This is a genomic window from Neobacillus drentensis, from assembly GCF_036962765.1.
In the GTDB taxonomy this organism is placed as follows: Bacteria; Bacillota; Bacilli; order Bacillales; family Cytobacillaceae; genus Neobacillus; species Neobacillus drentensis_C.
In genome coordinates this window covers 9,549-10,847 of record NZ_JBALOS010000177.1, presented here as the reverse complement: position 1 = coordinate 10,847, position 1,299 = coordinate 9,549, and the positions used below count along the sequence as shown (strand labels likewise).

Genomic DNA, 1,299 nt, shown 5'->3' with positions numbered 1-1,299 from the left:
TTAAAAATAAACGCAAAAATGGTTGAAGTAATAAATGAAAATACGTAATAATTTTTTTTATGATTTAACGTCCATTGATATACAAGCATGAAAGCAACCGGAATAATACTTGAATCTATAGAAAAACTAGGTAGAAATGGTACTACCTGAAATGGATAATTCCACAGTCCACTATTGACCGCATATAAGTCTATGTACGCAGCTATTACGTGAACGGTATACCCATAAAATGTGATTAAAAAAAGCTTATGCTTATCAATTTTGAAGACTAGGAAGATGAGTGGTACCACAAGTATCGCAACCATGATCCAGTATTCAAGAGAAGCATATAACGCATGGTCCCGCCAATAATCGAGAAAAGCATCTGTAGACTCTTTTCTCAATTTAACAGCTTTATCAAATTGAACGATTCGAGGGTCTGACAATTTAATCATCCTTTTAAATATGGTAATTATGTTTATCGTTACCAGTAGAAAAAATAATATGCCATTGACCCTCGATCGTTAGCTATTATATTTTCTCATGTTTTTCTTTAGCCGAATTCAAAATATAATAACTGATAACTAAAACCAAAATCGCGCCACTATATAATATGGTATTAATCGGGCTATCGTGGTAGACAACGATTAGACGTATCAAAGCCGTAATTCCAATATAAAGAAAGTAGCGCAGCGGGAAATGATAGTTTTCCTCAAAATATTTGACGATCAACGCAATTAATTCAAAGTACAAAAAGAAAACCAAGATGCTCTCAAGAAATTTGTAGTGTTCTTCAATATCATGGTTAAAAAAAGCATAACGAACGAAATAAATGATCTCTTTACCGAGCAAAATGCATAAAACAATCGCTAGTAAAACCAATGCTGTGTTTAAAGCATATTGAAAAATGGTGGCCAGTTTTATTTTCACTCTTTTGTCTTTTTTTCTTTGTATCATCCATACTCCCTCCAGATATGATAATTTCCCCAAAGATGCAGCTTTTCATTCTATCTTTACTGCGTAACAAAAAGAGCCAGCATATGATGCTAGCTCTCTTTATTGAAGTGACTTATTTTAATGAGTTTGCGATTGTTACGATTGCGAACTAATCTCTATCATTATCTGAATCTTCGTCATCATCGTTTTGATGGCTATGACAATCCCCAGGGTTGGTCTTATGCTTAATTTCTGTTACGTTGTTATATCCATCATGATCTGAATCTTCATCGCCATCGTCAATATTGTCATGATCGCTATCACGATCTCCTGGATTTGTCTTCAGCTTAACTTCGGTTATGTTTTTTAATCCATCATGATCTG

2 protein-coding genes and 1 pseudogene are annotated in these 1,299 nt (G+C 33.8%); all 3 read right to left on the bottom strand.

Translation table 11 applies throughout. The features are described 5' to 3' along the window. Positions 1-425 (bottom strand): CBO0543 family protein (locus V7137_RS21080; protein ID WP_335699888.1); only part of this gene is annotated, 425 nt, incomplete at its 3' end. 85 nt (positions 426-510) lie between these two features. Next, complete coding sequence (psiE, locus tag V7137_RS21075; RefSeq protein ID WP_335699887.1) at positions 511-936, bottom strand: phosphate-starvation-inducible protein PsiE; 426 nt, start codon at positions 934-936, stop codon at positions 511-513. A 148-nt stretch (positions 937-1,084) separates the two neighbouring features. Next, positions 1,085-1,299: pseudogene (locus V7137_RS21070) on the bottom strand (hypothetical protein); the annotation flags it as partial.